The 25,986-nt window shown below is 66.6% G+C and carries 28 protein-coding genes and 2 other RNA genes; 8 read left to right on the forward strand and 22 right to left on the reverse strand.

Going from position 1 to position 25,986, the window contains the following annotated elements; genetic code table 11:
* Nucleotides 1–75 precede the first annotated feature (75 nt).
* Genes Q5H94_RS10860 through Q5H94_RS10870 form a run of 3 tightly spaced genes read right to left on the reverse strand, consistent with a single transcriptional unit; the run spans nt 76 to nt 4,149 of the window.
* A complete protein-coding gene (locus tag Q5H94_RS10860) occupies nt 76–1,551 on the reverse strand; it encodes an efflux transporter outer membrane subunit (protein ID WP_304561279.1) in 1,476 nt (491 codons plus the stop codon).
* The gene (locus Q5H94_RS10865) at nt 1,541–3,064 is read right to left on the reverse strand and encodes a DHA2 family efflux MFS transporter permease subunit (RefSeq protein WP_304561280.1); all 1,524 of its coding nucleotides are present in this window, start codon (nt 3,062–3,064) and stop codon (nt 1,541–1,543) included. Before Q5H94_RS10865 ends, Q5H94_RS10860 begins: the two co-directional genes overlap by 11 nt.
* Complete coding sequence (locus Q5H94_RS10870; protein ID WP_431312162.1) at nt 3,061–4,149, reverse strand: HlyD family efflux transporter periplasmic adaptor subunit; 1,089 nt, start codon at nt 4,147–4,149, stop codon at nt 3,061–3,063. The genes Q5H94_RS10865 and Q5H94_RS10870 overlap by 4 nt, the downstream gene beginning before the upstream one ends.
* Nucleotides 4,150–4,350: 201 nt before the next feature.
* On the opposite strand from Q5H94_RS10870, the gene Q5H94_RS10875 reads away from it, so the two are divergent.
* A complete protein-coding gene (locus tag Q5H94_RS10875; protein ID WP_304561282.1) occupies nt 4,351–5,295 on the forward strand; it encodes a LysR family transcriptional regulator in 945 nt (314 codons plus the stop codon).
* On the opposite strand, the gene Q5H94_RS10880 is transcribed toward Q5H94_RS10875, so the two are convergent.
* Genes Q5H94_RS10880 through Q5H94_RS10890 form a run of 3 tightly spaced genes read right to left on the reverse strand, consistent with a single transcriptional unit; the run spans nt 5,279 to nt 6,598 of the window.
* A complete protein-coding gene (locus tag Q5H94_RS10880; RefSeq protein ID WP_304561283.1) occupies nt 5,279–5,680 on the reverse strand; it encodes a hypothetical protein in 402 nt (133 codons plus the stop codon). The genes Q5H94_RS10875 and Q5H94_RS10880 overlap by 17 nt on opposite strands.
* Before the next feature lie 16 nt (nt 5,681–5,696).
* Nucleotides 5,697–6,059 carry a (2Fe-2S) ferredoxin domain-containing protein gene (locus Q5H94_RS10885; RefSeq protein ID WP_304561284.1) on the reverse strand — a complete coding sequence of 121 codons (363 nt, stop codon included), beginning with the start codon at nt 6,057–6,059 and terminating at the stop codon, nt 5,697–5,699.
* Nucleotides 6,056–6,598: a J domain-containing protein gene (locus Q5H94_RS10890; protein ID WP_304561285.1), complete on the reverse strand. Its 543-nt coding sequence runs from the start codon at nt 6,596–6,598 to the stop codon at nt 6,056–6,058. The genes Q5H94_RS10885 and Q5H94_RS10890 overlap by 4 nt, the downstream gene beginning before the upstream one ends.
* Nucleotides 6,599–6,736: 138 nt before the next feature.
* Here Q5H94_RS10890 and Q5H94_RS10895 point away from each other — a divergent pair, with 138 nt between their 5' ends.
* Nucleotides 6,737–7,729 carry a hypothetical protein gene (locus tag Q5H94_RS10895; protein WP_304561286.1) on the forward strand — a complete coding sequence of 331 codons (993 nt, stop codon included), beginning with the start codon at nt 6,737–6,739 and terminating at the stop codon, nt 7,727–7,729.
* Between the two features lie 34 nt (nt 7,730–7,763).
* Nucleotides 7,764–9,620 carry a hypothetical protein gene (locus tag Q5H94_RS10900; protein ID WP_304561287.1) on the forward strand — a complete coding sequence of 619 codons (1,857 nt, stop codon included), beginning with the start codon at nt 7,764–7,766 and terminating at the stop codon, nt 9,618–9,620.
* Nucleotides 9,621–9,766: 146 nt separating this feature from the next.
* On the opposite strand, the gene rnpB is transcribed toward Q5H94_RS10900, so the two are convergent.
* The 9 genes from rnpB to Q5H94_RS10945 form a co-directional block, all read right to left on the reverse strand.
* An RNA gene (gene rnpB / locus Q5H94_RS10905) (RNase P RNA component class A) lies at nt 9,767–10,150 on the reverse strand.
* A gap of 33 nt (nt 10,151–10,183) precedes the next feature.
* Entirely contained in the window at nt 10,184–10,537 is a 354-nt protein-coding gene (locus Q5H94_RS10910) for a hypothetical protein (RefSeq protein ID WP_304561288.1), read from the reverse strand.
* Nucleotides 10,538–10,540: 3 nt separating this feature from the next.
* Nucleotides 10,541–11,230, reverse strand: coding sequence for an N-acetylmuramoyl-L-alanine amidase (locus Q5H94_RS10915; RefSeq protein WP_304561289.1), 690 nt, complete (start codon nt 11,228–11,230; stop codon nt 10,541–10,543).
* A gap of 51 nt (nt 11,231–11,281) precedes the next feature.
* Nucleotides 11,282–12,127 carry a CheR family methyltransferase gene (locus Q5H94_RS10920; RefSeq protein WP_304561329.1) on the reverse strand — a complete coding sequence of 282 codons (846 nt, stop codon included), beginning with the start codon at nt 12,125–12,127 and terminating at the stop codon, nt 11,282–11,284.
* A gap of 2 nt (nt 12,128–12,129) precedes the next feature.
* Complete coding sequence (cheB, locus tag Q5H94_RS10925) at nt 12,130–13,194, reverse strand: chemotaxis-specific protein-glutamate methyltransferase CheB (RefSeq protein WP_304561290.1); 1,065 nt, start codon at nt 13,192–13,194, stop codon at nt 12,130–12,132.
* A gap of 14 nt (nt 13,195–13,208) precedes the next feature.
* Nucleotides 13,209–13,574, reverse strand: a complete 366-nt coding sequence (locus Q5H94_RS10930; protein WP_304561291.1) for a response regulator — start codon at nt 13,572–13,574, stop codon at nt 13,209–13,211.
* Between the two features lie 69 nt (nt 13,575–13,643).
* Nucleotides 13,644–14,075 carry a chemotaxis protein CheW gene (locus Q5H94_RS10935; protein ID WP_304561292.1) on the reverse strand — a complete coding sequence of 144 codons (432 nt, stop codon included), beginning with the start codon at nt 14,073–14,075 and terminating at the stop codon, nt 13,644–13,646.
* Complete coding sequence (locus Q5H94_RS10940; protein WP_304561293.1) at nt 14,072–16,369, reverse strand: chemotaxis protein CheA; 2,298 nt, start codon at nt 16,367–16,369, stop codon at nt 14,072–14,074. The genes Q5H94_RS10935 and Q5H94_RS10940 overlap by 4 nt, the downstream gene beginning before the upstream one ends.
* Before the next feature lie 51 nt (nt 16,370–16,420).
* Entirely contained in the window at nt 16,421–17,065 is a 645-nt protein-coding gene (locus Q5H94_RS10945; RefSeq protein WP_304561294.1) for a histidine phosphotransferase family protein, read from the reverse strand.
* 199 nt (nt 17,066–17,264) lie between these two features.
* On the opposite strand from Q5H94_RS10945, the gene Q5H94_RS10950 reads away from it, so the two are divergent.
* Complete coding sequence (locus Q5H94_RS10950) at nt 17,265–18,638, forward strand: hypothetical protein (RefSeq protein ID WP_304561295.1); 1,374 nt, start codon at nt 17,265–17,267, stop codon at nt 18,636–18,638.
* On the opposite strand, the gene Q5H94_RS10955 is transcribed toward Q5H94_RS10950, so the two are convergent.
* Entirely contained in the window at nt 18,597–18,986 is a 390-nt protein-coding gene (locus tag Q5H94_RS10955; protein WP_304561296.1) for a M67 family metallopeptidase, read from the reverse strand. The genes Q5H94_RS10950 and Q5H94_RS10955 overlap by 42 nt on opposite strands.
* 19 nt (nt 18,987–19,005) lie before the next feature.
* Here Q5H94_RS10955 and Q5H94_RS10960 point away from each other — a divergent pair, with 19 nt between their 5' ends.
* From Q5H94_RS10960 to mtgA, 3 genes are all read left to right on the forward strand, one after another.
* Nucleotides 19,006–19,956: an RluA family pseudouridine synthase gene (locus tag Q5H94_RS10960; RefSeq protein ID WP_304561297.1), complete on the forward strand. Its 951-nt coding sequence runs from the start codon at nt 19,006–19,008 to the stop codon at nt 19,954–19,956.
* Between the two features lie 65 nt (nt 19,957–20,021).
* Nucleotides 20,022–20,927 carry an RNA polymerase sigma factor RpoH gene (gene rpoH / locus Q5H94_RS10965; RefSeq protein WP_304561298.1) on the forward strand — a complete coding sequence of 302 codons (906 nt, stop codon included), beginning with the start codon at nt 20,022–20,024 and terminating at the stop codon, nt 20,925–20,927.
* 148 nt (nt 20,928–21,075) lie between these two features.
* Nucleotides 21,076–21,750, forward strand: a complete 675-nt coding sequence (gene mtgA, locus Q5H94_RS10970; protein ID WP_304561330.1) for a monofunctional biosynthetic peptidoglycan transglycosylase — start codon at nt 21,076–21,078, stop codon at nt 21,748–21,750.
* On the opposite strand, the gene Q5H94_RS10975 is transcribed toward mtgA, so the two are convergent.
* The 4 genes from Q5H94_RS10975 to Q5H94_RS10990 are packed head-to-tail and all read right to left on the reverse strand — an operon-like array spanning nt 21,747 to nt 24,417.
* On the reverse strand, nt 21,747–21,983 hold the full coding sequence (locus tag Q5H94_RS10975) for a hypothetical protein (RefSeq protein WP_304561299.1): 237 nt from the start codon (nt 21,981–21,983) through the stop codon (nt 21,747–21,749). The genes mtgA and Q5H94_RS10975 overlap by 4 nt on opposite strands.
* A gap of 57 nt (nt 21,984–22,040) precedes the next feature.
* Nucleotides 22,041–22,364 (reverse strand): YbaB/EbfC family nucleoid-associated protein, encoded by a 324-nt coding sequence (locus tag Q5H94_RS10980; RefSeq protein ID WP_304561300.1) that lies wholly within the window; start codon nt 22,362–22,364, stop codon nt 22,041–22,043.
* Nucleotides 22,361–24,028, reverse strand: coding sequence for a DNA polymerase III subunit gamma/tau (locus Q5H94_RS10985; protein WP_304561301.1), 1,668 nt, complete (start codon nt 24,026–24,028; stop codon nt 22,361–22,363). Before Q5H94_RS10985 ends, Q5H94_RS10980 begins: the two co-directional genes overlap by 4 nt.
* Before the next feature lie 53 nt (nt 24,029–24,081).
* Nucleotides 24,082–24,417 carry a hypothetical protein gene (locus Q5H94_RS10990; protein WP_304561302.1) on the reverse strand — a complete coding sequence of 112 codons (336 nt, stop codon included), beginning with the start codon at nt 24,415–24,417 and terminating at the stop codon, nt 24,082–24,084.
* A 414-nt stretch (nt 24,418–24,831) separates the two neighbouring features.
* Here Q5H94_RS10990 and Q5H94_RS10995 point away from each other — a divergent pair, with 414 nt between their 5' ends.
* Complete coding sequence (locus Q5H94_RS10995; protein WP_304561303.1) at nt 24,832–25,416, forward strand: hypothetical protein; 585 nt, start codon at nt 24,832–24,834, stop codon at nt 25,414–25,416.
* A gap of 127 nt (nt 25,417–25,543) precedes the next feature.
* Here Q5H94_RS10995 and ffs read toward each other — a convergent pair.
* Nucleotides 25,544–25,641, reverse strand: an RNA gene (gene ffs / locus Q5H94_RS11000) — signal recognition particle sRNA small type.
* A 142-nt stretch (nt 25,642–25,783) separates the two neighbouring features.
* Nucleotides 25,784–25,954 carry a hypothetical protein gene (locus tag Q5H94_RS11005; RefSeq protein ID WP_304561304.1) on the reverse strand — a complete coding sequence of 57 codons (171 nt, stop codon included), beginning with the start codon at nt 25,952–25,954 and terminating at the stop codon, nt 25,784–25,786.
* Between the last annotated feature and the right edge of the window lie 32 nt (nt 25,955–25,986).

Below are 25,986 nucleotides of genomic sequence, written 5' to 3' on the forward strand. Positions count from 1 at the left end.
GGGTGTATCAGGAACCTCTTTCCCCGGCGCGGCGCGGTTGGCAAGAGGTCTGGGGCATCGTCGCTGCGATACCACTTACGGCGTGGCAGCGATCACTGCCGGTCCGGTCCAGCCGCCCGCCGTCGCCACGTACAGCCGCGCGACGTTGAGAAACTGCTTGGCGCGCGCATCGACCAGCCCGAGCTGCGCGCGCTGATACAACCGCTCCGAATCGAGCACCGTGAGGATGCCCGAATTGCCGACCTGGAAACTGCGCCGCGACAGGTTGCGGCTGCGGCCGGCGATCGCCACTGAATCCTGATGATTGACGAGCGCGCGCTGGTCGGTCTGCAGCGCGGAGAGCAGATCGGCGACCTGCTGGAACGCCTCGAGAATGGTCTGCCTGTACGTCGCCGCCTTGGCCTTGGCGTCGTCCACCGCCATGCGCTGCTGGGCCTTCAGCGTGCCGCCGTGGAAGATCGGCGCGGTCAGCCCGCCGAAGATGTCGAACCCCTTGAGGTCGTTCGAAAACAACCCGCCCGGCGTGCCCGCCGCATAAGTGAGCGTCGCGCCGATCGAGATATTTGGGTAGAGCTCGGCCGTCGCCACGCCGATTGCGGCGGTCGATGCGTGGAGATCGGCCTCGGCCTGCAGGATGTCTGGCCGCTTGCGCACCAGGGTCGCCGGGATCGCCACCGGCACGTCGGCGGGCAGCGTGAAGGTCGCGATGTCGAAATCGGTCGGGCCGAGCGCGTCGGGCGCCACGCCGGTCAACGTCGCCAGCATGTGCCGCGCCTCGTCGATCGGCTGGCGCAGTTGCGGGATGTCGTCGCGGTCGGCGGCGAGCTGCGCCTGCACGTTGGTGACCTCGGTCAGCGTCCCCTCGCCCGCGATGCGGCGCTTGTCGGTCAGATCGACGAGCTTCTGGTCCTCCGCCAGCAGTGCTTCCGCCACCGCGATGCGCGCGCGGTAGGTGGCGATGATCAGCACCTGCTCGACGACGCGGCCCGCGATGGTGAGGTGCGCCGCTTCGGTCTGGCGCTGCTGCGCCTCGGCGATGGCGACCGCCTGCTCCAGCTTGCGGCGGTTGCGCCCGAACAGATCGAGATCGTAGCTGACGCCGCCGCCGACCGAATAGAGATTGAACACCGGGTTCTTGGTCGAGATGCCCGGAAACGCGCTGCTGTCGAAACCGAATGCCTGCAGATTGACCTGCTCACGCTCGATCCGCGCATTGGCGTCGATCTGCGGCAGGCGCTTGCCCGCGACCGCGCGGATCTGCTCCCGCGCCCTTTCCAGCGTGGCGTTGCTCGCCGCCAGGCTGTTGTTGTTGGCAATCGCCTTGTCGACCAGCGCGTCCAGCTGGGCGGAGCCGAACGCCTGCCACCAGCGCGGGCCGGCGCCTTCACCCAACGTCGCGTGAGGACCGCCCGCGATCGGGCGAACGGCATCGCCCGTCGCCGCATAACCGTTCGAGGCGGGCGCTTCCGGGCGCGCGAAATTCGGGCCGACGGTGCAGCCCGCCAATGCGATCGCGGCGATCAGCACGGAAAGCTTGATGCTATTCGACATGGATCTGAACCTGTGGCCCGCCCTTGGTGACACGCAACAGCAGGACGAGCGGGATAACGGCGAGGGCAGCGATGAACATCGCGGTGAAAACGTTGACGTAGGAAAGCATCATCGCCTGACGGGTGACTTCGCCATTGAGCATAGCCACCGCGGCGGGCGCATCGAAATCGAACCCCGGCATGCGCAGGTCGAGCATCGGATTGTCCGGGCGGATTTTCTCGACGAGCTGCGAATGTGCCGCATCGGCACTACGGATCGTCATCGTCTGTACGATCGAGATACCGACCGCAGACCCGAGATTGCGGATCAGCGTGAACATCGCCGCTCCCTCGTTACGATATCGCTCGGGAAGCGTGCCGAACGCGACCGCCGTCAGCGGAACGAACATCATGCCGGTGCCGAGGCCGCTGAACAGGCCCGAGATGATGATGAGACGATCGTCCATCTGCAACGACATGCCCGCCATCAGGTACATCGAATAAGCGATCAGCGCGAGGCCGCCACCGATCAGCAGACGCATGTCGATCACCTTGATGAACACACCCACGCACATCATCGAAATCAAGGATCCGACGCCGCGCGGTGCCATCACGATCCCGGTCAGCATCACCGGATAACCGAACAATTGCTGCATCAGCGTAGGCAGCAGCGCCATCACCGAAAACAGCATGATGCCGGTGATGAACCCGAACAGGCATCCGAACACGAAATTGGCATCGCGAAACAGGCCGAGATCGATGAACGGCTGCGCTGCGGTGAAGGTCTGCACGATGAAAGCGAACAGGAAGAACCCCGCCAGCGCGGCCTCGATGCAGATTTCGGTCGAGGTGAACCAATCCTGTTGCTGGCCACGGTCGAGCATCAACTGAAAGGTGCCGACGGCGAGCGCAAGCATCGCGAACCCGAAAAAATCGAGCTTCCGCACTTCGTCAGCCTTGCTCTCTGAAAGGAACGCCGACAGGCCGAGATAGGCCGCGATGCCGACCGGCACGTTGATGTAGAAGATCCAGCGCCAACTATAATTGTCGGTCAGATACCCGCCCAGCACCGGGCCCACGATCGGCCCCAGGATCGCGCCCATGCCCCACAGCGCCATCGCCTGACCATGTTGTTCGGGCGGGTTGATATCCAGCAAGATCGCCTGGCTGAGCGGCATCAGGCCCGCACCGGCGATGCCTTGCAATACCCGGAATCCGACCAGTTCGCCGATGTTGCCGGCGACGCCGCACAGCGCGGAGGCGATGGTGAAGAACAGCACCGAAAGCATCATCACGCGCTTGCGGCCGAAGCGGTTCGCCGCCCAGCCGGTGAGCGGAATGGTGATTGCGCTGGCGACGATGAACGAGGTCAGCGCCCAGGTGATCTCCTCCTGCGACGCGCCGACACTGCCGCGCATGTGCGGCAACGCGACGTTGGCGATCGTCGAATCGAGCGACGTCATCACCGTCGCCGCCATCACCGTCAGCGTGATGAGGCGACGGGTGGCGGGATCTGGCAGGGCGGCCGCGGTCATGGCGCGGGCTTGGGGTCCACCTGCGTCGCGCCGCCGAACAGGTGGCGGACATGGCCGGTATCGACGCTCACCTCGGCGCTCAAACCAGCATGGAGCAACAGGTCGGCGGGCGGGTTGTCGATCTCGACCTCGACCGGCAGGCGTTGCACCACCTTCACCCAGTTGCCGGTCGCATTCTCCGCCGGCAGCAGCGAGAAGCTGTTGCCGGTGCCGGGGCTGAAGCTCTTCACATGCCCGCGCAGCGGACGATCGGCATAGGCGTCGATCTTCACCGTCGCGGGCTGGCCGACGCGCATATAGCGCAACTGGCTTTCCTTGAAATTCGCCTCGACCCAGACGTGCTTGCCGACGAGCGTGAACACCGGCTTGGCGGCGCTCACGTAATTGCCGACCTGGAGCTGGTTGACGCGCGTCACCACGCCGTCCTGCGGCGCGCGCACGACCGTGTAGCCGAGGTTCAGTTGCGCCCGTTCCAGCACCGCGAGCGCGGCCTGCACGCTCGGCTGATTGCCCTCGGCCACATCTACCCCGCCGCCGATCGCGGCGCGCACGCTCTGCGTCTGCTGCGCGGCGGTGGCGATCGCCTGCCGTGCGGTCTGCACCGCCAGCACCGCCTGATCATACTGGCTCTTCGAAGAGATGCCTTCCGACAGCAACTGCTTCTGCCGCGCGGCTTCGCCGATCGCATAGGTCAGCTGCGCCTGCGCGGCGCCGACCTGCGCCTCGCCCTGCCGCACGTCGGCCCGCTTGGAATGGATTTGCGCGCGGGCGTCGGCGACCTTCGCCTGCGCCTCGTCGACCGCCGCCTGATAGGGTTTGGGATCGAGCCGGAACAGCACCTGCCCGGCCTTTACCGGTTGGTTCTCATGCACCTCGATCGTGATCACCTGGCCGCTGACGTTGGCCGCCACCGCGCCCTGCCCCGCCTGCAGCGAAGAATCCTCTGTCGATTCATAGCGGCCGCCGCTCAGATAGAACCACGCGCCGCCGATCACCAGGACGAGCAGCCCCAAGATCAGCAGACCGGCCCGCAGGCGGCTCTTCGAGCGTGCCTTGACCGGCTCGTCGTCTGCCGGCGGCTGCATCGACGCGGACGCGATCGTCCCGCCACCGACGACATCGGGATCGTCGGCAAGCGCAATACGCTCGGGATCGCTTCCTACTCTGTCCAACACACTTCCAACCGGCTGTCGCCGGTCGCCTTCTGCAACACTTTGTAATTTCCCTAGTCAGCAGGTTGAGCTACGCCAAATGAATAATGTTCCACTGCAGCCTGCAGGAAATTCATGAAGATCGATCTCAATCTCCTCCGCGTCTTCGACATTCTGATGGAGGTGCATAGCGTCAGCCGCGCTGCCGACCGGCTCGGGCTCACCCAATCCGCCGTCAGCCATGCCTTGTCACGCCTGCGCGAGCAGCTCGACGATCCGCTTTTCGTGCGCGCGCGCGGCGGCCTGGCACCGACCGCCCGCGCCCGCGAGATCGCGCCGAAAGTGCGGGAAGGCCTGGTGGCGCTGCGCGATGCGGTGTCCCATCCCGGCTTCGATCCGGCCTCGACCACGCGCACCTTCACGGTCAGTGCGAGTTCCTATTTCTGCATCACGATCATGCCGATCGCCATCGAGCGCGCGCGCCGCGAAGCGCCGCTCGCGCAATTCCGCATCGTCTTTTCCAGCGACGACTTGCTCGAGGGGCTCGATGAGGGCGCGATCGATCTCGCGATTGGCGTGTTCGGCCGGTTTCCCGCGCGCTACTCCAAGTCCGCACTATACCGGGAACGCCTCGTATGGGTCGCCCGCACCGGCACCACGGCCGACGACCTTGCGTCGCGGCCGCGGCTGGCGCTCTCACGCCGGCCGCAGCCGCATTTCCAGCAGGAAATGCTCGTGCGCGGCGGGCTCGAGCAGCGCAACGCGATCCTTATCGACGAAACCCTTCCGCCCGGTCCAAGCCCGCTCACGATTCACGATCCGCTCAGCGCGGGCGCGCTTGTGGCGACGAGCGATCTGGTCGCGCTGCTGCCGCGCCAGCTCGCGCGCCAGCTGATCCTGCACAACCGCGTCACGATGCTCGAACAAAGCGAGCAGGACGAAGTCGAGATGTCGATGCTGTGGCACAACCGTTCGACAGCGGACCCTGCTCACGTCTGGTTGCGCGACGTGGTGAGCGGGGCGGCGCTGCAGCTGGATGTGGGGGCAGAAGACGCCAGTCCCGTCAGCCCGCCGTCTTGACCTTCTTGTACGGCACGAACTCGTTGAGCCCGATCGAGCCGGACTGCATCCGCGATCCCTGATCGATCAGCCGTACGATATCGATGCTGCACGTCTGTCCGTTGCGCGGTTCGCTGACGAGGATGTCGTTGCTGTCGAGGAATTCCTTGCCGCTCGGCCGCTGGACGTAGATCGTGCCGTCATTGGTCGTGTAGAGGATTGCGGTCCGGTCGATGATCTGGCTCGATCGGATCTGCGTGGTCTGCAGGCAATTGACCGGCTTGCCCTCTACCCGCCCGGCGATCGCCTTGGCGATCTGTTCCTCGGGGGGAAGGCGCTTCGCCTCGGCTGCCGTACCCGTGATCGCCAGCGCGGCGACCGCACTCAGAATATACGCTGCACGCATGCTCAACCCTCCTATTTTATAGGACCGCCGTATCGCTCTCCGGCTGAACGGCGGCTGACTCCCCGAGTTCCTTGTCGCGTTCCTTGTCCAGTTCCAGCTCCGCCACGATCGCCTCGACCGGCGCACCGGCGTGGACCAGCCGCCAGCGACGCCCGTCGCGCGTATCCACCACCGTTACCGCGTTCTTCGGGCACACGCCGAGGCATTTGACCTCGACGATCCCCATCCGTGCCTTGCGGCCCTTCTTCAGCCCGAGATGGCGGCGCAGCGCCTTTCCGAGCGGCTCCTTGCCCTTGCGGCCGAAGCCCCCGCCCAGCTTCTTCGAACATTTCGCGCAGACCAGCAGGGTCCGGTCCCAGTCCGACCGGATGGTTCTCACCCCTCGGGCTTCCACTGCCGGTTTTCTTCGGCGACGCGCAGCACGTCGTAGGCCGCCTGGATCGCCTGAAAGCGCACCGCCGCGTCCTTGTCGCCGGGGCGGATGTCAGGATGGTTCTGCTTGGCGAGCCGGCGCCACGCATTGCGCACGCTCTCGAAATCGGCATCGACCTCGAGGCCGAGCATCTCCAGCGCGCGGATCTCGTCGCGCGAGCGACTGCCGTCGCCCGGCCCCGCCCATTGCTGATGCTTGGAGGCGGTATAGCCTTCGGCGGTGCGCGTCTCCGCCGCCTCGCGCTCTGCGGCTTCCTCGGCGGTCAGGCCTTCGAAGTAGTTCCAGCCGCGATTGTATTCGCCGGCATGCTCCTGGCAGAAATACCAGCGCTCGGGGCTGTTGGGGGATTTCGGCGCCGGGCAATCGCCGCGCTCGGTGCAGCCGTGGCGGTCGCACAGGCGCACCTTCACCGCCTCGCTGCCGCTCTCGCCATAAGCGCGCCAGCGGGGGAAGCCCCAATCGTCTCGTCTCGTCACACGCGCCATAGCCTGCCATCTAAGCATAGCGGCGCGGCATTGCCATGACGCTTTTGTGACGAATGTGATTCCGCTCCGCAAAGCGCCCGTTGCCGCCCGCGCCTTCCCCGCATACATTCGCGCCCGCCGGGGACGCGGGGGCGGACGATGCAGGCGGTCGATCAGTTCAAGGCTTTTCTGCTGCGCAAGCGCCAATGGCGCTGGCTTGCCGCGGCGCTCGCGCTGCTCATCATCGGCAAGGTGCTCGATCACTACGAGATCAAGCTGCTCGGCGTGGTCAGCGCGGGCCAGACGCTGACCGAAGGGCTGGCGGCGCGGTTGAAGGCGGTGCAGCCCGACATGATCTCGGATTTCTACCGCGAGGCGGGCGCGAACCGCCACGGCCTGGGCCTGTGCGGGCCGACCGCGCCGCCACCGCCGCGCAAGGCACCCCGCTTCGTGCCGCCGATGATCGCAGACCCGCTCGATACCGGACGCACCATCGCCCTGTCGCCGCGTCCGATGTCGACCGCCGCCATCGAGGATGTGTTGCGCGAGGCGCGCGAACACCCCTCCGCCCATCCGCCGCTGCGCGGCCTCGGCAGTGCCCGCAGCAACGACGAGATCTACGCGCAGGCTCGCCGCGATATGCTGTCGAGCGGCCCGCCCGTACCCCGCGACCCGCCCTCCCGATATTGGCGCTGCGACGGCTGGCTCGGCATGGCCGACGGCGGCCTACTCACGCTCAGGACGACGCCCGAAGTCGCCTGGCGCGTGTGGAAGACCGGCGGCTGGGCCGCCACGATCGTGTTCGCCCTCACGCTCGCCGTCATCGCCTACGTCCTGCTCCGGTTGTGGAGCGACAAGAGCTTCGGCTGCGCGGTGGTTCCGGCCACGCTGTTCATCCTGGCGATGGGGCCGCTCCTCGCCGGCAGCAGCTTCTGGCTTACGCTGTGGCTGCTCGTCATCCTCACCGGCTTCTTCGGGCACGTCTTCGCGGGGCTCGCGATCATCCTTTTCTGGGTGCTCGGCGGCTGGAACATTGCCATGGGCATCGTCGGCGTGCTGAGCTCCGCCGACGATCTGAAGGAAAAGAGCGACCTCGCGCAGCAAACCCTCGCAGACCTTCGCGGCCCGCCACCGGCCCCGCCCCAACCCTAACCTTTCCTTGATCCCTGCCTGATAGACGCGGCACATGAGCAAGATCCTCGTCACGATCCTGTTTTTCAGCGGCATCGGCACGTTCATCTGCGTGGCGTTCCCGACGATCGTGGTGATCGGCTTCTTCCTGATCCTGCCGGGGCTGATCCTGGCGGTGATGCCGACGATCTTCCTGTGGACGCTTGCCTTCTCGGCTGTCTGGTTCCCGCTGCGCGAAGTGGTCGGCGGCTGGGCCGCTGGCGCGGTGGCGATGCTTGCCGTCCCCATCGCCTTCTGGCTGATCGCCGATGCCAGCCACAGGATCAGCGAGGCGCGCCTCGCCGCCGCCGTCCGCCCCGACGTGACCCCGGCGCAGCGCATCGCCATTTCCGGCCATGTCCGCATCGACGTCGCCTCGCTCGAACGCGAGCCTTTCGATCCCAAGAGCGGCATCCCCCCGCAGGCGCCGCGCCTCGCGCGCTGCGACGGCCTGTGCGCCGCGCTGCTGTTCGCCCCCGGCGTCGAGAGCGTGACGGTCAACGAACACGGCTATACCGCCGCCGACGAGCAGGCCGCGATCGGCGCCGTACCGCTCAAGGAAAGCGCCCGCACCTTCCGCCGCGTGCCGCGCGACGCCTGCGCCGCCACGCTCACGCCGTCGGAATCGGGCGCGCTCGGCAATGGCATCGGCAGCCTTACCGATCTGCGCGCCTTGTGGGCGCTGTGGAACCTGCGCCTCTCGACCACCGACTGCATCGTCGCGGTGCCGACGCGAACGACGCACGATTTCGTCATCGCCGACGGCCGCTACACGCTGTTCGGCGATCGTCAATACGGGCTCGACTGGTCGCTCCTGCCTCACGCCGTGACGGTGCAGCGTGTCGAAATACGACGCGGCGACGGCACCGTGCTGCTGCGCAAACTCCTCGCCACGACGCAGGCGATCACCCGTCCTTTATGGGTCGGCGGCAGCGGCGGGCTGGAGAATTTCCGCTTCGGCTGGAACCGCGCGTCGCTCTCCAACAAGGCGCGCTATGCGGAGACTGACGGCGTCGGCAAGGTGCTGCTGGAACATACCGGCGTGCCGCTCACCGTCGATCCCGCCGATATGGCGCGACGGTCGCGGGAACATCTGCAGGCGATGCTGCGCGATCCCGCCGTCACCGCCGCCGATCCCGGCTGGAAGCTGCTCGAGAATTACTTCGGCGGCCTCCGCAAGGGCACGCCCGATGCGACCGACCGAAACCTGATCGTCGCGCTGATCCGCGACCGGCGCGTCACTGATCTGCGCGGCATCTGGGATGCGGTCCGCGCGCTCGGGTCCGACGGCACGGTCCTGCGTGCCGCGATGGTCGACCGGCTCGCCAATCCCGGAGCCGACGACGCGCGCGACGTAACGCGCCAGCTCGGTCGGGCGGTCGGGACACTGCCCGATGGCGCCTTCGCCGTGATCGCGCCCGAGGAGATCGTTCTGCTTGCCGATCCCGACGCCCGCCGCCGTGCGCCCGGATTGGTCGCGCGGCAGGCGGATCGCGGGACGGCGGCGCTCCCGATGCTGCTCGACATTTTCGAATTTCATGCCCGCGCCTTTGCGGCGAAACGTAACAGCAAGGACGGCCGCAGGACCATAGAGGACGATTCAGCGATGCTGGGCGCGACGCAGATCGCTTTCTGCCGCCTCGGCCCAGACGCCGCATCGGCGCTCCCCAGGCTCGAGGCGCTCGACCGCGAAGGTCTGTTCTGGCGCGGCCTCACCGACAGCCGCGACTGGCAGCTCACGCTCGCGCGGATAGGCAAGCCGGTCGACAGCTTCGCCAAGCCCGAAAATCTGTCGGGCACCGAGGAGAATTTCCGCCGCAACCTGCGCAACCGGCTCGACCGCTTCGACCCAACGCGCGATTGCCGCCTCTAGGGGCTGTCCTACAAGCGGGCGATCTGCGACAAGACCAATCGCTCTTTCTCACGATTGGTGCAAAAATGGAAACAATTGCGTTTTACAGTTTCCGTTCGGGTGTCAATCGTGTCAACCGAGTGTAACCTTCGGGCGTCTGTCGGGTAAGTACCAGAGGGCCTGTAAGCCGGGTTCTGTCCACCCCCGCCAATTTTCACTGGGGGAGATAGGCGACCATTCCTCTAGGGCGACGCTCGCACGCCGCCTCAAGCAACCAACCCGGACGACGAGCTGAAACGAAGCTCATGTGCCGTCCCTATTCGGTCTTGCTCCCGGTGGGGTTTGCCATGCCGCCTGCCGTTACCGGAGGCGCGGTGCGCTCTTACCGCACCCTTTCACTCTCTGCCTGTGCTCCGAAGAGCCATCGGCGGTCTGCTCTCTGTGGCACTGTCCCTGGGGTCGCCCCCGCCGGGCGTTACCCGGCACCGTCGTCTCGCGGAGCCCGGACTTTCCTCGCGTGCTTGCGCACCCGCGGCCGCCCGGCCCTCTGGTGGAGGCGGATTAGGACAAGCGATAGCGCATTGCTAGTCCCGCCGCTTCGCCTCCCGCCTTTTACGCTGGCGTGCGGCGGTCAGGCTCTCGCTATCGCGATATTCGGGAGGCAACGCGAATTTCGCACGCTGGTCGTAATATCGATCACCCCGCAATATTCCGGCCTTCATCTGCCGTACCGAGCGCCAGAGCGCAAAAGCCGACCACACAAGCGCGGTAAGCAAAACACATCCTCCGGCCAGATCCACCAACAACGGGCCCTTCAGCATCACGACGCCGAGGACGAACGCCGGTGTTGCCACCCAAGGAGATATCGGCCTGCTATTCTCCTTGATATCGCGATCGACCCATCGGCGGACAGCCAGATAGCGATCGCGCCACGCCACGCCTCAGTCGTCGCCCTGGGGCTTTGGCAACAGCAGCGCGAGCAGGATGCTGCGGCATTCGCCGTCGATCTCGCCGTCGATCAGTTCGGGTCGATAGCGGCGCTGGAAGGCGACCACCGCCGCCAGCTTGTCCGACACGTCGTAGCCGAAGCGTTCGAGGGCGATCAGGAAGCCCGCGTCGCTCCACATCGGGTCCATCAGGTTCCTGGTCGGGCGCGGCAGCGCGAGCCGCATCTTCGCCAGCCGGGCCCATGGAAACAGCTCGCCCGGATCCTGCTTGCGCGTCGGCGCGACGTCGGAATGGCCGACGACGTTGCCGCGCGTGATCGCGTAGCGCTCCTTGATCTCCGCCACGAGCGGGACGAGCGCGTCGATCTGCTCCTCGCTGAACGGCTGATAGCCGTGCTCGTGCCCCGGATTGACGAGTTCGATGCCGATCGAGGCGCTGTTGACGTCCTCGATCCCGCGCCACCGCGATGCGCCAGCGTGCCAGGCGCGCTTGGTCTCCTCGACCATCCGCGTGACCGCGCCCGCCTCGTCGATCAGATAGTGCGCGGAAACCTTGGCGGCGGGATCGCACAACCGCTCCAGCGCCCCGGCGGCATCGACCATGCCGGTATAGTGAAGAACGATCATCGTCACCGGCAGCGTCCGCTCGTCGAAATTTGGGGACGGCGTCTCGATGATCGTCATGGCGTCTCCTGGCGGTACGGTCTCATAGCCATATCGCATGGGGACCGCAGATCAAGCGGAGGGAACGCTCTCGGCAATCTCGCCGTCGAGCGTGTAGAGCCCTCGATACTTGCCGCTCGGCCGGAAGCGGTCGGATTGACCGATCACCGTCTCGCCCGCACCGAGCACGAGCAGGCCGCCCGGACGGATCGCACCGGCGATACGATCGAGCACCTTACGTCGCACCTTCGGCGCCAGGTAAAGCAGCACGTTGCGGCACATGACGATGTCGAAGCGCCCGCCCGGCAGCGGATCCGCCACCAGATTCATCCGGCGAAACTGGATGTTGCGCAGCAAAGCGTGCTTCGCGGTCCAGTCCGGGCCGGTCGAATCGAACCACTCGATCATGCGCCGCACCGACAGGCCGCGCTGAATCTCGAACTGGGTGAAGCGCCCCGAACGCGCCCGGTTCAGCGCGCTGTCCGATACGTCGGTGGCGATGATCTCGGGCAGATCGGCGAGGTGATCCTTGTAGCTTTCGGCAAAGCACATCGCGAGCGAGAGCGGCTCCTGCCCCATCGAACAGCCCGCCGACCACACGCGCAGCCGCCGCGTGCCGATCTGCGCCTGCATGTCACGCGCCGCCTCGGTCACGATGTCGAACACCGGCGCATCGCGGAAGAACGAGCTCTCATGGTTGAGCAGCGCGTTGACGACGATCGTCGCGACCTCGGGCTGGCAGGCGGCTTCGGCGACAAGCTGGTCGAGGGTCTCGAGGCCCCGATCGCGGATCACCGGCTTCAGCGCGGTCTCGACGCGCCAGGCACGCTCGGTGCCGATCTGCTGACCGGTCCGCGTCTCGAGCAGGGCGGCGAGCACCGCGAGCGAGCGGCTTGGCTGCGGAATGGGCTGGTGCATCGTCACGACGGCCGCTTCCGTGCGGCGATCAGCTTGCCGATCTCCGCGGGGGGCAGGATCGCGTGCGCATTACCCGACACCGCCACCGATCCGGGCATGCCCCAGACGACGGAGCTTTCCTGATCCTGCACGACGACGCTGCCGCCGCGCTTGGCGATGGTCGCCGCGCCCAGGCTGCCGTCGCGGCCCATCCCGCTCAGCACGACGGCAAGCGCGCGTGGGCCGAACAACTCCGCGACCGAGTCGAACATCGGGTCGACCGATGGCACGCACCCGCTCGCGGCGGGCTTGTTCGAAAGCCGCACCGCGCACCCCTCGCCGGTGCTGACGACGCGGATATGCGCGTCGCCCGGCGCGATGATGATGCGGCCAGGGCGCACGCGCATGTGATCCTCGGCGATGTCGCACGGACGCCGCGCCAGCACCGCGAGTTGCGCCGCGAAATAGGGCATGAAGCTTTCGGGCAGATGCTGCGTGACCAGGATCGGCATCGTCACGCTGGCGGGCACCTCGGCCAGCATCTGCTTGAGCGCATGGATGCCGCCGGTCGATGCGCCGATGGCGATGATCTCGAACTGCTCAGCCGCGCTGCGGCTGGGAATGGAGCCGGCGACTTCGGGCGACGGATCGCGGTCGCACAGCCGCGCGAGCTTTTCGACCAGCTGGCCGGAGAAGCGACCGGCGAAATCGCCGACCTCAGGCTTCACGAGCGTGTCCGCCGCGCCGAGCGACAATGCTTCGAGCGTGGCGGTCGCGCCGTCACCGCACGAGGAAGACACGATCAGCACCTTCGCGCCGCGTCCTTCGGAAATCAGATCGGGGAGAGCATCAAGCCCGGTGACGCCAGGCATCTCGATATCGAGAACGATACCGTCGACCGAATTCTCTTTCAGGAAGCCCAGCGCCGCCGCCGCATGCGGTACGGACCCGGAAACGCGAAAGCGCGGGTTCGCCTCGATCGCGCGGGCGATGACGGCGCGCGCGACCGCCGAATCATCGACGATCAGGATGCGCAAGCGCCCGTCGTCGGCGCCGGTCGGGCGCTCGCGAAGTTTCCTGTCTGGCATCCCCCCGGAACCGATCAGGCCATGCCGACGATCTGAAGCTTACTCTCCAGCGTCTCGCGATCGAACGGCTTCATGACATATTCGTCGGCGCCGGCTTCAATCGCGGCGCGAATGTGCGCCATGCCGTTCTCGGTCGTGCAGAAGACCACCTTGGGGCGGCGGTCGAGCGTCGTGTCGCGCAGCGCGCGGAGGAAATCCATGCCGCTCATCACAGGCATGTTCCAGTCGAGCAGGACGACGTCGGGCGTCGATTCGAGGCAGCTGTCGAGTGCCTCGCGCCCGTCGCCCGCTTCGCTGACCTTGAAGTTGAGGGTTTCGAGAATGTGCCGCGCAACCTTGCGGATCACCTTCGAATCATCGACCACCAGACACGTCTTCATTCCGATACCCCGCGTTACGCTACCCACGCCTTATGCCCGCGCATCCGTAAGCGTGGGGTTAATCAGCACCTACGCAGCAATCGGGAGGGCACCCGGTACGAGCACCCGCAAATCGACCACGAGAATGGGTTCACCGTCGAGTTCGACGGTGCCGCAACCGGCCTGTCCCCAACCGCCATCAAGCACGATTCCCGATGCCAGCGGCACCATATCGAAGGGCGCAACATCCTCCAGCGAGTCGACCTGGATGGCATAGTGATGCCCGTCGATCCGCGTCACTACGGCGCGGGCGCTGTCTTCACTCGAATGCGCAACGCCGAGCGCGGCGCACGGATCGATCACGGTGACGACGCGGCTGCGCAGCGCGGCCAGGCCCTTCACCTGCTTGTCGGCGCGCGGCACCGGCACGATCGCGCCGATATCGACGACCGAGTCGACCTGCGCGGAATCGATGGCGACGGCGCGACCGGCGAGGTGCGCGATCAGGAACAGACGGCTCATACGCGGGCTCCATTGGCGAGCGCGGCGAGCAGCCCGGCGCGATCATAGCGGTAGATGCTGTCGTCCGACGCCGCATTCTCGACCTCGCGGCGGAGGCGGACGACGGACACCTGCGGCGCGAAATATTGCGGAACCTGGTCCATCGTCAGCACGACAGCGGGCTTGTCCGACACGTCGAGTGCGGTGGCGACGCGGTAGCCGGCGCTCTCGATCACCGGCTTCAGGAAACTCGTCATCCACGCGGTATCCGCACCGTCGAGCAGGCACAGAGGCGGCTCGCTGCGCTGGCCGGTGTCGCCATGCTCGCCGAACAGCCAGTAGAGATCGAGCACTTCGATCTGCGCATCGTCCATCGCCACCACACCGGCGACGAATCCGGGGGTCCGGGCCGGCAGCATCACCTCGGGCAGATCGACGATGTCGAGCGCCTCACGAATCGCATAGGCGATCTCGGTGTCGCCGTCGCGCAGACGCAGAACGTGCGCGGTCGGTTGCGCGCTCCAATCGCCCTGCGCGGCGAGCGGCACGATGCGCCCGTCGAGCGAGAGGCGGAGCTTGCCCGCCGACATGCGGATCGCGCTGGTCGCGACGGGCTCGACGCGGTCGATCGCGGAGAGCGGCACGAGGCGGCGCACCCCGTCGAGATCGTCGAACAGCAGCGCGGAGACGGCGGCGGCGTGAACCTCATCGGCGACTTCGTCGGCCGGAGCCTCGCGCCAGAAGCGGATGCCCGCGGCGGCGGCAATGCCGGCGCAATCGAGCAGCAGCATCGGGATGCCGGTATCGGGCAAAGTCTGTCCGGCGTAGATGCCGGTCATCATGATCGCAGGCGCGGACGGCTTGATCACCAGTTCCTCGTGATCGAGCACGGTATCGACCGCCAGCGCATAGCTGCCGCCCGGCACGCTCAGGATCGCGAGCATCACGTTGTCGCCGTTGCCGTCGAGCCCGAGAAGGCCGCCGAGATCGACGAGCGGCAAGCGGCGGTCGCGCACCGTGGCGATGGGAGTGTCGCCGAGCACGTCGATGCGGATGGCCTCGCCGCGCACCGACACGATCTCCTCGATCGCCTGACGCGATATCGCGAAGCGCTGCTCGCCGACGCCGACGCCGATCGCCGAGATGATCGAGAGTGTGAGCGGCACGTGGATCGCGATCGAGAGCCCCTTGCCCGGAGCGTTCGTCAGCTCGATGCGGCCGCCGATCTGTTCGACGTTGGCGCGGACCACGTCCATGCCGACGCCGCGCCCGGAGATCGCGGTGGCGACTTCCTTGGTCGAGATGCCCGCTTCGAAGATGAGATCGAGCCGGGCGCGTTCGTCCATGCCGCGGATTTCGGCTTCGGTGCGGCTGCCGCTGCGCAGCGCCTTGGCGACGAGCGCATCGGTGTCGATGCCTTTGCCGTCGTCCTCGATCAGGACGATGATCTGGTTGCCCGACTGGCGCGCGGAGACGCTGAGGCGTCCCTGTTCGCGCTTGCCGGCGCCACGACGCGCGGACGGTGCCTCGATGCCGTGGTCGATCGAGTTGCGGATGATGTGGACGAGCGGATCGCGCATCATCTCGATCATCTCGCGATCGAGTTCGACGTCGCTGCCGTCGATGTGCAGCGTCACCGCCTTGCCGAGTTCGGCCGCCGTATCGCGCACCATGCGCGGCAGCGCCGAGAACAGCGCGTCGATCTTCTGCATGCGCGTGCGCGTCACAGTGTCGCGCATTTCGGCGACAGTCGTGGACAGGCGTTCGAGCGCGGCCTCGACGGCCGGATCGGCGCCTTCCTCACGCAGGCGGCGGGCGAGTTCGTTGCGCGCCAGCACCATGTCCGACATGCCGCTCATCATGCGATCGAGCAGATCGACGTTGAGGCGCACGCTGCGCGTAGGGCTGCGCATCGGCAGGCTGGCGGCGGCCGGGACGGTGGCATCGGCGCCTTCGTCGAGCGCGGCGATCAGCAGCTCCTCGCCCGAATCGTCGAGCGCGAGGCCGCCGTCGATGGCCTCGACGATCTCGCCGATGCGATCGACGATGCCGAGCACGGCATTGACGAGGCGGGTATCGGGATGGCGCTCGCCAGAACGGACGGCGGCAAGCACGTCCTCGGCGGCGTGGCTGAGGCGGCTCAGGCGCGGAAGATCGAGAAAGCCGCAGCTTCCCTTCACGGTATGCACAAAGCGAAAGATCGCATCGAGCCGCTCGCGATCGTCGGGCGCGGCTTCCCACGCGACGATCTCACCCGAAAGCGCTTCGAGCGTTTCGCGCGTCTCTGCGATGAATTCCTGAAGTAAGTCGTCCATGTGCCCCCGCGGATCAGGGGCCTTTTGGCAAACAAGTGGTTAAGGCCGAGTTTATTGCGCCTTCAAAGTCGCACCGAAAAGCAGCACCGGCTCCTCAGGATCGGAGACCTGCACGCTGCCCTCGCCTTCTGCGACCAGCGCGCGGACGAGGTGCGCGGCGGCGGCGCGCGGGGTGACGACGGCATCCTCATCCGACCCGGTCAACGCGGTGCGCAATTCGGTGTCGAGCACGATACGCGCGCCGTCTGCGCGCACGACGATCTCGATCTGGTCGCCGACGCTCTCCGCTCCGACGTCGAGCTGGCCGCCGCGCACCAGCGCGTCGCCGCCGATCAGCGCGAGATTGAGCAGCACCTTGATCGCCGATTTCGGCAGGAACGGCTCCTCGACCAGCCAGCCGAGCTTCACGCGGTGGTTCTCGCCGAACAGGCCTTCGATCGCAGCGCGCGCCTCTCGCGAGTCGATCGTCTCGCCGAAGCCACCGGCAGCTCCGAAGGCGAGGCGGAAGAACTTTAGCTTGTTGGCCGATGCCTTGGCGCTGTCCGACAGCAATTCCAGGCAGCGCGCACGCATCTCCGGGTCATGCTCGTCGGCGAGCAATTCCAGGCCGTTGTTGAGCGCGCCGACCGGGCTGAGCAGATCGTGGCACAGGCGCGAGCAGAGCAGGCTGGCGAAATCGACCGCACTGATGGTCATGAACTGGTCCGCTCCCCGTGATCTATCTGGGCCTTCTGGCGGCATGACGGCGGATGCGCAACCCGCGCCATCATCAAGCGGACCGGAACGCCTTGCGCAAAATAGTCGCGACGACGACGACGCGGCTGCTAGACCGGCCGGCATGAAGGGGCCCCGGCACAGCGCGTTCACGCAATCGAGCAGATGGTCGCGACCGCGGATGCTCGATCGCGAGGTGCGCTTCAGCTGGCCGGCGGGTGTGGCGTTCGCGGCCCTGTGTTTCCTGCTCAGCTATCCGGGCAGGCTCAACGGCGACTCGCTGTTCTCGCTGATGGCGACGACCAAGCCTGGCCTCACCAACAACTGGCATTCGGCGACGCTGCAATGGCTGTGGAGCCTGCCGGGACCGGTGTTGGGTCAGCCGGCCGGCGCGCTGGCGATCCAGGCCGTGCTGTTCGGGATCTTCGCGGGGTTTCTGCCGCGCCTGCCGCGTGACCTCAGGGGACGCGCAGCGCTGGCGGGCGAGGTGCTGTTGCGCGTCGCGTTGGCGGGCGCGACGGGATATATCGGCAAGGACGCGGTGATCCTGACGGCATTGCTGATCGCGGTGCAGGTGCTGCGACGCTTGTCGCAAGCGCGGCTGGGCGCCGGGGGGAGCGTGTTGCTCGGCTTGGTGACGGCGCTGTTCCTGCTGACGAAGGCGCCGAATTTTCTCGTCGTCGTCGTTGCGCTGGCGCTGGTCCTGCCGTTCTTCATCCAATCGCGCCGAGCCTATCTTGCGCTGATCGCTATCGCGCTCGTGGTGGGTGCGCTCGCGGTGCCGCTGAACCGCGCGGTCGATTCCGTCATCTTCAAGGCGCGAGACCTGCACCCGGACAAGCAGCTCGTGCTGTTCGATGTGGCCGGTATTTCGGCTCGCACAGGACAGAATCTGTTCGCCGACGTGCCGGGTTGGCCGACCACCGCGCTAAAGCCGCCCGCCGCCTGCTACGTGCCCTATATGTGGGACAGTTTCGCGGAATGGGCGCCGTGCGGCGGTTATGCGACGGCCTATGATCGCTTCGACGGTGCGCTGAAGCGGCGCTGGGTGGAGGCGATCGCGGCGCACCCGATCGCCTATGCGCAGCACCGGCTGCTCTATATCGATTATTTGCTGGAATCGCGTGATCATGCCACCTGGGGCCTCGACGGCCAGTCGATCAACGACGCGAGCAATGCGAAGGCGATGGACGAGATGCGGCGCGGGATCGCCGCGGTGAAGCCCAACCGGCCGATCGCGCTGTGGCATCCGTCGTTCGCGACCGAGCCGATGCGATGGCTGGAACGCGCGCTGTTCAAATTCCCGAAGGTGCAGTGGGTCGGTCTGATCATCTGCCTCGCGGTGCTGCTGTTCGGATGGACGCGGCGGCATGACGGCATCCGCCTCGGCGCGATCTTGGCGGCGGCGCTCGGGCTCGGAAATTTCGCGATGCTGGCGGTGTTCGGGGTGGCTGACCCTGCGCGCTACATGGTGCCGACCGTAGGGCTAGCGTATCTGGCGCTGTTGGCGCTGCTAGCGCCGCCGCTCGTAGGCAACCGGTTCGAACGCCGCTGACACCGCTCGCCATACGCCGATCTCACCGCCGGCGGCGATGATCCAAATCGCACCGTTCTCGGCCGCCGCCGCATCGCGTGCCGAGGGCGTGGCCGAGCCGTTCGGGTGCGAGTGATAGCAGCCGACGATCCCCGGTCCGCCGTCCCGCGCGGCGCGGTGGGCGGCGATCAGCGCCTGTGGATCGATCTCGAAGGAGTCGGCCGGGTTCTCCGCCACGTTGCGGCAGGGCAACACCGCCTCGATGCGCACACGCGTGCCCAGCAGCAGTCCGCAAACCTCGCGTGCAGGCGACGCATTCGCATCTGCAACGATCGCGTCCAGAGCCGCGCTTGAAATCTCCAACACCATAACCAGATTCCTACACAGAATGGATCGGGGGATCACCACTATCGACGCGCACATCCCGGAAGGGGCCGACGGCCTCCGCCTGGACCGCGCGCTCGCCGTCGCCGTGCCGACGCTGTCGCGTGAGCGGCTGAAGGTGCTGATCTCCAGCGGTGCCGTAACGGATGCCGCCGGCACGCTGCGTCGCGATCCCGCCAGCAGGGCGCAGGCCGGTGCGACCTATACGGTTTCGGTGCCCGTTCCGGCCCCCGCGCATAACGAGCCGCAGGATATCGCGCTCACGGTCGTGTTCGAGGACGATCACCTGATCGTGATCGACAAGCAGGCAGGCCTCGTCGTCCATCCGGCGGCGGGGAATCTCGACGGCACGCTCGTCAATGCCCTCCTGCATCACTGCGGCGGCAGCCTCTCGGGGATCGGCGGCGTGGCGCGGCCGGGCATCGTCCACCGTATCGACAAGGATACGTCCGGTCTGATGGTCGCCGCCAAGACCGACCGCGCGCACGAAGGCCTTGCCAGGCAATTCGCCGCGCACAGTATCGACCGGCGCTACAAGGCGATCGTCTCCGGGCGGCCCAAGCCGGAGGCGGGAACGGTCGACGCCCCCCTCGCCCGCTCGCCTTCGAACCGCAAGAAAGTCGCGATCGTGGCCGGCGGCAAGCGCGCCGTGACACATTACACGACGCTGGAACGGCTGCGCGACGGCGCGCTCGTCGAGTGCCGGCTCGAGACCGGCAGGACGCATCAGGTCCGCGTCCATATGGCTTCCATCGGCCACCCCTTGCTCGGGGATCCGGCTTATGGTAGAACAAAACCAGCCCACCGGCCGGTTTTGGAAACGTTGAATTTCCATCGGCAGGCGTTGCACGCCGCGCGGCTGGGGTTCATTCATCCTGTTGAAAGCACCGCTTTGGCATTCGAAAGCGAAATGCCGGCGGACATGCAGGAACTGTTCGATACACTCTGCGCTTAGAGTTTGGGCGCGAAAGGTTCGCGGGTCTCTTCCCCAGGATGCCCGCTTAATAAGGGAGATTGATCATGGCCAACGGGTCCAACGTCCCGGCAACGATCCCCGCTCTTGGCGGCGAGGCAAGCCTCAACCGCTATCTGTCCGAGATCAAGAAGTTTCCGATCCTCGCGCCCGAGCAGGAATATATGCTCGCCAAGCGCTTCGAGGAACATGGCGACACTGACGCGGCGGCGCAGCTCGTCACCTCGCACCTCCGCCTCGTCGCCAAGATCGCGATGGGCTATCGCGGCTACGGCCTGCCCGTGTCCGAGCTGATCTCGGAGGGCAATATCGGCCTGATGCAGGGCGTGAAGAAGTTCGAGGCCGATCGTGGTTTCCGCCTTGCGACCTATGCGATGTGGTGGATCCGCGCCTCGATCCAGGAATTCATCCTGCGGTCTTGGAGCCTCGTGAAGATGGGCACCACCGCCGCTCAGAAGAAGCTGTTCTTCAACCTGCGCCGGATGAAGTCGAAGCTCGACGCGTTCGAAGATGGCGATCTCAGCCCTGAGCATCTCGCCAAGATCGCCAAGGATCTCGGCGTCACCGAGGCCGAAGTGACGAGCATGAACCGCCGCATGTCGATGGGCGGCGACACGTCGCTCAACGTGCCGATGCGCGAGGATGGCGACGGCCAGTGGCAGGATTGGCTGCAGGACGACGCGCCGCTGCAGGACGCCGTCGTGGCCGACGCGCAGGAGGCCGACGTGCGCCACGCGATGCTCGAGACGGCGATGACCGACCTCAACGAGCGAGAGAAGTACATCCTCACCGAGCGTCGTCTGACCGACGAGCCCAAGACGCTCGAGGAGCTCTCGCAGGTTTACGGCGTGTCGCGCGAGCGTGTTCGCCAGATCGAGGTGCGCGCGTTCGAGAAGCTGCAGAAGGCAATGATGCGCATCGCCGGCGACAAGCGGATGCTGGTCGCCGCGTAACCCCTCACCCCCTCCCGTTCGCGGGAGGGGTCGTGAGACTTGCAACGCTGTCATTCTCACGCAACAAACCGGCATGACCAGTGAGGACGTGCCCCTGACCCGCAACCAGACCTACAGCGACGTCCGCCCGCGCAAGCGGCGCGGGCTGATCGGGCGTGTCATCGGCTGGATCATCAAGCTGGTGCTCGCCTTCCTCATCCTGTCCGTGCTGATGGTCGTGGTGTACCGCTTCGTGCCGCCGCCGATCACCTGGACGATGATCGGCGACATGGTCGGCGGGCATGGCGTCACCAAGCAGTGGATGCCGATCTCGCAGATCGACCCCGACATGCCGCGCGCCGCCATCGCGGGCGAGGATGCGCGTTTCTGTTCGCATCACGGCTTCGACTGGGCGGGGATCGCCAACGCATACCGCCGCAACGAGCAGGGCGGCAAGATCCGCGGCGGCTCGACGATCAGCCAGCAGACCGCCAAGAACGTGTTCCTGTTCCAGGGCGGCGGCTATGCCCGGAAAGCGCTGGAGGCCTATTTCACCGTCTTGATAGAGACGATCTGGGGCAAGCGACGCATCATGGAAGTCTATCTCAACGTCGCCGAAACCGGCATCGGCACCTACGGCGTCAACGCCGGGTCGCTCCGCTATTTCGGGCATGACGCATCGCAGATGACGCCAAGCGAAGCCGGCCGCATCGCCGCCGTCCTGCCCCTGCCCAAGAAGCGTGCCGCCATAGCACCGCACGGCTTCGTGCGGCGGCATGGCAACGCCATCAGCCGCCGCGTCGGCGTCGTGCGCAACGACGGTCTGGACGCCTGCCTGCGCTAGTTTTTGGTCGCGCCGTCCGCAGCCTTCTCGGCCGAATCGCCGACCTTTTGCGCACTGTCGCCGACCTGCTTCGCCGCACTCGATACGGCGTCGGTGCGGATGGTGTCGTTCTGCTGCTTGTTGAACAGGAACCATGCGCCGACCGCGACCGCGATCAGCAAGACGATCGCGATCAATACGGTTCCGCCGCCGCCGCGACGTTCGATAATGGTGGTGTTTGGGGCGTCACTCATCACTCGGCTCCTCAAATTGCCGAGTCCCGAACGGACCGCCCCCGCTATCGTTCCGCTTTAGAACGGCAGCTTGAAGCCCGGCGGGAGCGGGATGCCGCTGGTCATCTTCTGCATCGCCTCGCCCGAAGCCGCGTCGGCCTTCGCCCGCGCATCGTTGAAGGCGGCGACGACGAGATCCTCCAGCATCTGCTTCTCGGACACGGCGATCAGCGAATCGTCGATCGACAGGCCGATGATCCGCCCCTTCGCCGAGGCACGGACCTTGACGAGACCGCCGCCGGCCGCACCCTCGACCTCGATCTTGTCGAGATCGGCCTGCGCCTTCTGCAATTCGGCCTGGACGTTCTGCGCCATCGCCATGATGTCTTCGAGATTGTTCATGCTTCGCTCCGTTGATTGGCGATGATGCGGTCGAATTCAGCGTCTTCGATCTTCGCATCGGGAAAGGCCTCGAAGGCCGCTTTGACGACCGGGGTCGCCAGGATTTCGGCGCGTTTCGCCTGCGCCTCGGACTCGTCGCGCTCGCGCAGCGTCGGTGCGCCGGGGGCGTCCTGCGTCGTGACCTTCCAGATACGCCCGGTCAGCCGCTTCAGCTCGACGTTGAGATCGCGGACCATATCGGCGTTAAGCGGACGCGCCGAGCTCAGCACCAGCTCGGGCGCGGCGAGATGCACCACGCTTGCGCTGTGATAGACTTTCGAGCCGAGCGCCTGTTCGCCGCTGCGGTCGAGCAGATCGCGGATCGCCTGGATCGTCGCCGGCAGCGCCGCTTCGGCAGGCGCGGCGGCGGGCGTCGACGCGGACTGCGCGGGGGCGTTCACGGCGGGCATCGTGCCACCCGCGATCATCCGCGCGAGTTCGCCGGGATCGGGCAGCGTCGAGGCGTGGATCAGCCGCAGCAACGCCATCTCGCACGCCTCGATCGGCAGCGCGGCGCGACCGACCTCCTCATGCGCCTTCAGCAGCAATTGCCAGAGCCGGTGCAGCGCCGCGAACGAGAGCTTCGCCGCCCAGCCCGCCAGCGCCTCGCGCTCCTCGGTGGCCTGACCCTGCTCGACCTGCGCGCCGAGCTTGACGAGCGTGGTGCCGTGTACCGTTTCCAGCAGCGCGCGCAGAACGCTCAGCGGATCGACGCCAAGGTCGTACTGGCGGCGCAGGCTCGCCAGCGCGCCTGTCGCGTCGCCCGCCAGCAGGATCGCGAACAGGTCGCGCGTGGCGCTCCGGTCCGACAGGCCGAGCATATCGCGCACGGCATCGGCGCGGACGCCACCCCCCTCCTGCCCCGCATGCGCGATCGCCTGGTCGAGGATCGACAGGCCGTCGCGCGCCGAGCCCTCCGCCGCGCGCGCGATGAGGCCGAGCGCCTCCGGCTCCGCCTCGACGCCCTCCTTGGCGGAGACGTTGGCGAAATGCTCCGCCAATTTGTCGGCGGGGATGCGGCGCAGGTCGAAGCGCTGGCAGCGCGACAGCACCGTCACCGGCACCTTGTTGACCTCGGTCGTCGCGAACAGGAATTTCACGTGGCCGGGCGGCTCCTCCAGCGTCTTCAACAGCGCGTTGAAAGCGTTCTTCGAGAGCATGTGGACTTCGTCGATGATGTAGATCTTGAAGCGCGCCGACACGGCTGCATATCGAGAAGCATCGATGATCTCGCGCACGTCGTCGACGCCGGTATGGCTGGCGGCGTCCATCTCGATCACGTCGATATGGCGGCCTTCCGCGATGGCGCGGCACGGTTCGCAGACGCCGCAGGGATCGATCGTCGGGCCGCCCTGCCCGTCCGGCCCGATGCAGTTGAGCGCCTTGGCGATCAGCCGCGCGGTCGAGGTCTTGCCGACGCCGCGCACGCCGGTGAGCAGGAAGGCATGCGCGAGGCGGCCACGGCGGATGGCGTTGCCGAGCGTCTGCACCATTGCATCCTGGCCGATCAGCTCGGCGAAGGTTTGCGGACGGTACTTCCGCGCGAGCACGCGGTACGCCTCACCCTGAGGCTGCGGCGGCTCGCCGAGGTCGAAACCGAGGGGTTCTTCGAAAGAGTCGGACATCGCCCCCTATCTAGGGGCGACGCCGCGACTTGTCGAAGGGCTTGAGCGCCCGATTACCAGGCGCGCCAGCAGCGGCGGCGCGGCTCGCCCCAGCGCCAGACGGTGCGGCAGCGCAGGCCGCCGTTGTTCCAGCCACGGCGATACCCGCCACGATAGCCGTAGCCACCGCGATACCCATAGGCGCGACCGCCACGCCAACCCCGGTTGCCGCGCCAGCCGCGGTTGCCGCGATAGACGTTGCCGCGGTTCCAGTTGCCGCCACCGCCGCGGTAGCCCTGGCCGCCGTGCCAGCCGCGATCTCCACCATGACGTTGCGCGTCGGCCGGCGTCGCCGCCGCCAACGAGGCGACCGCGAGCGCACCGGCGAGCGCGAAGGACAGGATGCGCATGATTTCTCTCCCGATATGAAATTGGTTGCCGGGAGAATGAGTGGGCGCCGAGGCGGTTCCGTTGGGGCCGGATCGGGCCGAGGCGGGCGCGGAAAGTCACACTAAGGTCACACTGATCGGGGTGCTTGCGGCGGTGCTTTTGGGAGCGGATCGCTGCGGAAGTTTACAAAGTTTACGCTACGTCTGCGCCTGTTGTCCCTTTTCCGCGTGCGCCGGGGCCGGGCGCGCGGCAGGGTTCGCAGCAAGGTGCGCGTGCGGGGCCAGCGGGTTAAAAGAGCGACTTACGGGGCCTATCGCATGGGTGTGGGGGTGTAGGACAGACGGGACGGAACAAACCCGTCCTAAATAAAGTTGTCAGCGGTCGTTCAGTACGATGGTCCGCCTCGCCATGCGGGCGTATCGAATGGGATCATCGTGCCACAGCAAGTCGATACAGCCACCTTCGAGGCAAGCCGGCTGAAGAACGTCCCCGCCCTGCCACTGATCGCGGCGCTGATGGTCCTGTACCTGAAAGTGTTCCGACATCGGGGCGTCGATAGCTTGTATCGCTTCGGCATACTTTTTCACATGCGGCCGCTGCTGCTTTTTCCGATCGCCGTGTTGCTCGCAGCCGCGTGCTATGCCCTGATAAAGATCGCCAAGCCGGATCGGCTGATGCTCTCGTCCAACGGCTGGACGGTAAAAAGTGTCTTTTCTTCGTCGTCCTACGACTGGGATCACTATGGCGAGCCGCGAAAGGGCTGGCTGGCGACAGGTTACGGCGGCGAAGAGGTTATAAGGCTGCAATCGCTTAGTGGCGGAAAAGACGCCGTCATATTTGCCCGTGCATTTCAGAACGACTTCGATGAGATCCTGAGAGCGGTAGGATGGGCGCGTGAAGGCCGATTGCCCGCTCCGCAGGAAGGCAATTTCCCGCTAGGCTATGTGGTGGGGTATTTTCCGGTGTCCTTCGGGATACTTGCCGCCGCGGTTGCGTGGCTGTTTTACGGCAAGCCCTGAAGCGGAATCGGCTGTAGAAAGCGACTTCTCACGCCGCGGGCGAAGCCCGCGTCGTCGGGCGGAGCTGTAGCGCCGCCGGCCGCGCTTGCGCGTCTCGGTGCTGGCGCAGCCAGCGCCGTGCGCGCTGCGCGGTGGGAGCCGGAACGACCCGTGGCGAAATCGTTGTGGCTGCTGCCTTCCGGCCCTGACCAGGTTGGCGACGACCACGCCCGCCCGACTCCCGCGGCGCATATGGCGGGAGCGGGCGGGGAGATCAAGGGCGACGAGCCCGAGGCGGCAAAGCCGCCTCGTCGGACGGGGCCGTAGCCCCGCCGGCCGGGCGCGCCTTTACCCGCAATTTAGCTTCGCTAAATCTTGGGCGGCGCGCCTACCACCGCACCCTTACATTCCGGCACTTGCGGACCTTGTGATGGCCGCGCCACACCGTCTTGCACACGCGCTTGTTATGCCAGCCGTGGCGGGCGGCCTCGGCCGGGGCGGCCGGGATCGCGGCGGCGGCGATGACGCCGAATGCGGCGAGCAGAGCGATAGATTTCATGGGCTTGGCTTCCTTTCGTTATCCCTCTCACC

It is taken from the genome of Sphingomonas immobilis (assembly GCF_030580995.1).
Taxonomy (GTDB): domain Bacteria; phylum Pseudomonadota; class Alphaproteobacteria; order Sphingomonadales; family Sphingomonadaceae; genus Sphingomonas; species Sphingomonas immobilis.